Origin of the sequence: Methylocystis sp. (genome assembly GCF_051062815.1) — a bacterium.
Taxonomy (GTDB): domain Bacteria; phylum Pseudomonadota; class Alphaproteobacteria; order Rhizobiales; family Beijerinckiaceae; genus Methylocystis.
Window position 1 is genome coordinate 1 of the sequence record NZ_JBPFDU010000039.1, and the last position, 4,737, is coordinate 4,737.

Consider the following 4,737-nt stretch of genomic DNA (forward strand, 5'->3'; position numbering starts at 1 on the left):
GAACCCGCAGCCTCGTCTTTTTCCGCCTCGGTCATCGGAGATAGTGTCCATCATCGATAGTGGACACGATCCCCGCGCCACGCGCACGACTATCGCCGCCGTCAGCCCCAATCGCCAGACGGCCCTCGGCGGAGGCTTACAGAAGGCCAATGCCGACACCTATAAGACCCATTCCAACCGACGAAAAAGCCGTCCCCGCATTTCTCCTTTCGCCTAATTGTTTGAGTTCTGATTGTGAAATAGGAAAATGCCTCACTGTTCGCCTCCCATAAATTGGGGTGGCAAAACTCCCAGACACGTCAGGTTTCCGAGGCTTTCTCGTGCTCGCAGTGACCAGATTTGCTCCAACGGAACCGATAGAAGCCTGCGACCTTGGTTTATCGAGCCCGCCTGCGGTCGCTTCCTGTTTATAGGGTTCAGCCATCGGCTTTCCCCTTGGCTCCTTCCATTTTTGCAATTTGCGCTTCGACCGGGTCCAGCATTTGAACAAGTAAATTTTTCAATTGAATAGCATCTATCAACGGCACTATCGCCGCGCACCTGAACTCTGGCGGCGCATCTTCGCTCCATTGCTCCGTAAATGCGATCCGGACTCCAGAAGTCCCAATCGACACAAAGAACCGATTCGCCGCGTATGCGGGACCAAGAAATGCGACCCTCAACTCGCCCGCGTCTTCGACCTTTTGGGGGTCTACCATGCCATTGACCTCCGATTATTGAGGTCTCAACCATAATCTGATTCCTCCACATGTTCAAAGGGGATACCTTCGACATTTGGCTTGCGGAACGCAGTAAGAACCGATATCGTTCTGTTCATGATTTGTTTAGGTTATCGAGCCAGAAGCTGCGGCTCAGCCAAAATCAACGATTCGGCTTGCGGGGCGGTGCGGCGATGCTGACCAAAAAACAAAACGATCTATTGCGCTTCATCCATGAACGTCTGAAGGAGTCGGGCGTGCCGCCGTCCTTCGACGAGATGAAGGACGCGCTCGACCTGCGGTCGAAGTCAGGGATTCATCGGCTGATTCTCGCGCTCGAGGAACGCGGCTTCATCCGCCGCCTGCCCAATCGCGCCCGCGCGCTCGAAGTTCTGCGGCTACCCGAATCGTCCACGCCGCGTACCGCCGGCGGGCGCAACGGCAAGTTCTCGCCGTCCGTCATCGAGGGGAATCTCGGGCGCGTCCGGCCGCTCAGCGAACGTTTCGAGGACGAAGGTGAACGTCAGGTCGCCATTCCGGTCATGGGACGCATCGCCGCCGGCACGCCGATCTCCGCCATCCAGAACCGCAGCCACACCATCAGCCTGCCGCCTGACCTTCTCACGAGCGGCGAGCACTTCGCGCTCGAAGTGCGCGGCGATTCGATGATCGAAGCCGGAATCCTCGACGGCGATACGGTCGTCATCCGCAAGCAGGACAGCGCCGACACCGGCGACATCGTGGTAGCGCTGATCGACGATGAGGAAGCGACGTTGAAGCGCCTGCGCAAACGCGGCGCCTCGATCGCGTTAGAGGCCGCCAACCCCGCCTATGAAACGCGCATCTTCGGCCCCGATCGCGTGCGCATTCAGGGCAGGCTCGTGAGCCTGCTGCGGAAATATTAGTTTCGTGGGCGTTGGCGCACGGCCGCTACTCCAGCGGCTCCATCGCGCGCGCATCTTCCGCGCTGCGCTCTTCATCGCTCAGCGGCGCGGTAAATCCGGACGTGCGGCGATTGCGAGGCGCCGGCGACCAGGGCCGATCCTCGTCGACCGCGCGCGCGGTCGTCCATTCGACGCCATCCGCCTTGAATCTCAATGCCACAGACCCTGTTTCGGACAGTCTGCGGCGATCGATCACGATCTCCGCCGCACAGCCTAACGGCGCGTAAAGCGGCGTCACAATGACGGCGGCGCGCGCGCAGTCTTCGAAAAAGCCGCCGCGCCCGGCGACGAGCGCGACAAAGCGGCCATTGACGGCCTTCGCCACGCAACCCGCGTCGTCGCAAGCGACGCCGCTCCTGGCGTCCGCGGACTGGCGCGCGTCTCCGTCCGCCCGCAACCATTGTTCCGCGGCGAAAGCGCTCGGTTTTTGCCCCATGACGGCGAGCTGTCCGGACGGCAGGCGCAGCGCCGCCGATTCTCCGGTCGCCGGCACGGCCAGATCAAAGGGCGCGCCGCTCCTCGCGCCCATCAGTCCGATCAAGGCGAGAGGGATGGCGAGCGCGCGCCACGCCCAAGTGCGCCAGAGCACGAGCGACAGGACCGCAAGCGAAAGGAAAAGGATCGCCCAGGGCGCAAAGGCCGCAACCGGCAAACTCGCGCCGGGCGCGCTGGCGATCAGCCCGGCGAGATAGGTCACGAGGTCGATGCCCAGCTTGAGATAGCGCCAGATGAAGCCGTCGAGGCCCAAGGGGTAAAGCACAGAGCCGACGAGCGCGCAGGGAACGGCGAAGAATTCAATGATCGCCAGCGTCAGCGGATTGCCGATCAGCACATAGGGGCTCAGCTCGTGAAAATCATACGCCATGAATGAAGCGGTCGCCGAGGTCGCGCATAGCGTTGCGAAGATCGCCGCCCCGGGTCCGTGCAGCAGGCGCTCGACGACGCTTTCGCGAAGCGCTCGCCATCGCCCTCGCGGCGCGTGATCGTCGATGCGGCGCTTCGCGAGATATTCGCCGCGCCATTCGTACACGGCGATCAAGGCCGCCACCGCCGCGAAGGAGAGCTGAAAGCTTGCGCCGAGCAACGCCTCCGGCTCGAAGGCGATGATGAAGAGCGCGGCAAGCGCCAGATTGCGCATCGACAGCGACGGCCGATCGAAGAGAACCGCCGCGAGCATGATGAGAGTCATCACGAGCGCGCGCTCGGTGCCGACGCGAGAGCCCGTGCCGATGTCATAGAGAATGGCGCCGAGCATCGCGAGCGCCGCAGCCCATTTCTTGATCGGATAATTCAACGCGAGCGTTTGTGACATCGCCAACAGGCGCCGAAAGCCGACGAAGAAGATGCCCGCCACGAGCGTCATCTGAACGCCGGAAATGGTGATGATGTGAAATATGCCCGCCCGGCGAATGAGATTCTTGGCGTCCTCGGACAGCAAGTCGCGCTTGCCGGTCACCATGGCGGCGGCGATCGCGCCCGCATCGCCTTCAATGATTCGATAAACCCGCATCGCCAAGGCGTTGCGCATGCGATCGACGTGCGCAAAAAAAAGTAGCGAGAATGGCGCCGGTTCGGGCGGCGGCATGGTCTCGATTCGTCCGAGCGCGTTGCCGACCGCGCCGATGCGCGCAAAAAATGCGTCCCGCGCGAAATCATAGCCGCCGGGAAGCGCCGCCCGCGCCGGCGGCATCAGCCGCGCCTTGAAGGCGATGAAGTCGCCGGCTGAAAAATTCGGCTCGCCGCGCGTCGTCAGACGCACGCGGGAAGGAACGATGTCGTCCGGATAGCCTTCGGCGCTCGCGACGCGCAGGATAAAGCGCGCGCCGGCCCGGCGCAGATCCACCTCCTCGACGAAGCCCGTCAGCTGACCGATGCCGACGCGTGGAATGATCGGCGCCGCGACGCGCGCCGTCCGCCAGGCGCCCGACGCAAAGCCGAGGGCGATGAAAGCGAGCGTCAGAAAAAGCGCATGGGCGCGGGTGTGCCGGCGCGTAAGCCCGGCCAAGACTGCAAAGGCGGCGAGCGCGCAAAGGCAAAGCGCGAGCGAAGGTTCACGCTCGGCCGAGAAATAGAGCACGACGCCGCCGCCTGAAGCGACGACCAGCCAGAGAAACGGACGGCGTAGCGTCCGCTCCTGTTCCAGCGACGCGCGCAGGACCTCGGCCAATCCTCGTACACGCAGCGGAAAGACGCGCGACGAAAGATCGCGGCCGCGCTCCTCCCGTTCAGCGGTGCGTGAAATGTCGTTCAAGAATGACCGGCCCCGAACAAATACGGGAAAGAGCCTAGCGCCGACCGCGCCCCTTGTCTTGCGCCGCCTTGCGTTCCTGAACCGTCGCTCGCCAGTGGGCGGTTGCCTGCGGCGACATAAAAAACTATCCCCTTAAATCAGAAGCGAGATCCACCTTGAGATGGACTCGCAATGCAGTCAACGCGCAGTGGCGCGTTGATCGCCGTCATTCGGTTTGGCGTCAATGAACAGCGATCCATCGCCGGGCACGTCCTTGTTTCGCGGACTGACGCGAAAATGCCCAAACTGCGGCAAGGGCAAGCTGTTCGCGAGCTACCTCAAGCCGCGCGATTCTTGCGCGCATTGCCGGGAAAGTTTTGCGGGCCTCGATGCGGATGATGGCCCAGCATGGCTGACCGTCGGCGCCGTGACGATTACAGTCGTGCCGCTTCTCTTCATTTTAGAGAGCAGCGGACGTTACTCCTACGCTGTCGAGATGCTGATCGTTGTGCCGCTAACGATCGCGCTCGTGTTGCTCTTGCTGCCGCTTACGAAGGGATTCTTCATCTCCGCGCTATGGCTGCTGTCGAGGAAGCCGAATTCATAGATTCGCGCGTGTTAACACGGCACTTGCAGCTCACAAGGAGCGCTAATCGCTCTCGCCGATTCCGCTCACATCCCGCAGCGTAGCGAGCCCTCCGCCCTTGTCCTGCACGACGCTGAGACGTAAGCCTCCGCCGAGGGCCGTCTGGCGATTGGGGCTGACGGCGGCGATAGTCGTGCGCGTGGCGCGGGGATCGTGTCCACTATCGATGATGGACACTATCTCCGATGACCGAGGCGGAAAAAGACGAGGCTGCGGGTT

Annotated in this window: 5 protein-coding genes and 1 pseudogene; 3 read left to right on the plus strand and 3 right to left on the minus strand. The window is 62.4% G+C overall.

All coding sequences use genetic code 11. The features are described 5' to 3' along the window. Positions 1-217: hypothetical protein (locus ACR65W_RS05850; protein ID WP_434498221.1), on the plus strand; the 217-nt coding region annotated here is incomplete at its 5' end. Between the two features lie 199 nt (positions 218-416). On the opposite strand, the gene ACR65W_RS05855 is transcribed toward ACR65W_RS05850, so the two are convergent. After that, complete coding sequence (locus ACR65W_RS05855; RefSeq protein WP_434498222.1) at positions 417-698, minus strand: hypothetical protein; 282 nt, start codon at positions 696-698, stop codon at positions 417-419. A 194-nt stretch (positions 699-892) separates the two neighbouring features. Here ACR65W_RS05855 and lexA point away from each other — a divergent pair, with 194 nt between their 5' ends. Then, a complete protein-coding gene (gene lexA / locus ACR65W_RS05860) occupies positions 893-1,603 on the plus strand; it encodes a transcriptional repressor LexA (protein WP_175094376.1) in 711 nt (236 codons plus the stop codon). A gap of 25 nt (positions 1,604-1,628) precedes the next feature. On the opposite strand, the gene ACR65W_RS05865 is transcribed toward lexA, so the two are convergent. Continuing rightward, positions 1,629-3,893 carry a ComEC/Rec2 family competence protein gene (locus tag ACR65W_RS05865; protein WP_434498223.1) on the minus strand — a complete coding sequence of 755 codons (2,265 nt, stop codon included), beginning with the start codon at positions 3,891-3,893 and terminating at the stop codon, positions 1,629-1,631. A gap of 223 nt (positions 3,894-4,116) precedes the next feature. Here ACR65W_RS05865 and ACR65W_RS05870 point away from each other — a divergent pair, with 223 nt between their 5' ends. Beyond that, positions 4,117-4,479: a DUF983 domain-containing protein gene (locus ACR65W_RS05870; RefSeq protein WP_434498224.1), complete on the plus strand. Its 363-nt coding sequence runs from the start codon at positions 4,117-4,119 to the stop codon at positions 4,477-4,479. 42 nt (positions 4,480-4,521) lie between these two features. On the opposite strand, the pseudogene ACR65W_RS05875 reads toward ACR65W_RS05870, so the two are convergent. Continuing rightward, positions 4,522-4,737, minus strand: a pseudogene (locus ACR65W_RS05875) (hypothetical protein); the annotation flags it as partial.